This window comes from Oleiphilus sp. HI0128 (genome assembly GCF_001635365.1).
Map to the genome: position 1 here is coordinate 1 of NZ_LWGG01000918.1, position 942 is coordinate 942.

Annotated in this window: 1 protein-coding gene; it reads left to right on the top strand. The window is 43.1% G+C overall.

The window, feature by feature from the left end:
- Window positions 1-21: 21 nt before the first annotated feature.
- The coding region (locus A3763_RS14940; protein WP_156495105.1) for a DUF1631 family protein at window positions 22-942 on the top strand (921 nt) is incomplete at its 3' end.

A 942-nucleotide genomic window follows, 5' to 3' on the forward strand; every position in this document is an offset into this window, starting at 1 on the left:
TTCAGCATACGGGAAAGGACGATGAATAAGTCATCTAGCGTTAGCTTTATCGGAGATCGCAATAGTCGACCTTCCAGGCTCGATAACGCAAGATCAGCTGAAGCTCTCAAAATTTGCAATATTGTTGTAAGAGACATGCATGCCCTTCTGCAAGGCATGTTTGACGGCATAGATGACTCTTTTTTCGAGCTTGCTAACAATGCTAGAAACAACAATGAACAAAACCGCTTCTTTGAAGCAATGCGCGATATTCGCATTAAGCGCAAGAATATTGAGAATGACTTTAAGTCCAGTATCGAAGCGCAGTTTTCCCTTGAGCAAGTTCTTACTCCCTCTTCGAAACTAAACGCACCAGTCGAACCGAAAGGTTTTGAAAGTCTAAGCCTAGTTCAGAATGACGACCTCGAAGAGGAAGTCGCGATATCATCTATGGCGACTAAAGCCCAGGCAAATTTTCAAGGCCCTTTACTTCAGTTTCATACTCGAATTTGCAACCTATACGGCTGCGAGAACAATGAAGATGCAAACCTTCCTCTAGGCTTAAAAGACGTAATAGAAAGCTTTACAAGCGCCTGTGAAGTGCTTGAAATAGAGTTAAAAGAGCGGTTAATTGTTTTTAAGCAATTTGATCGATATGTTCTATCAAACCTTGGTCCTGTGCTAGACGAAGCCAACAAAACATTAATACGCCTTGGCATTATGCCATCGCTAAAAGCACCTCGCACCAAGCAAGGTAGCAAGACTGCCTCTTCGCCACATGATAAATCAACGCATGCTTCCGAAGACACGACTGCCAAGCAGCAAAACACTACAAATGTACTACCTCAGCTGCAAAACTTACTAGCAAATATTCGTAATAATCTAGGCCCCCAAGCGCTCAGTGCTGATTACAATCCTGGCCTGCCCACTCAATATGTGAGCACTCAAGACTTAATATCGCTA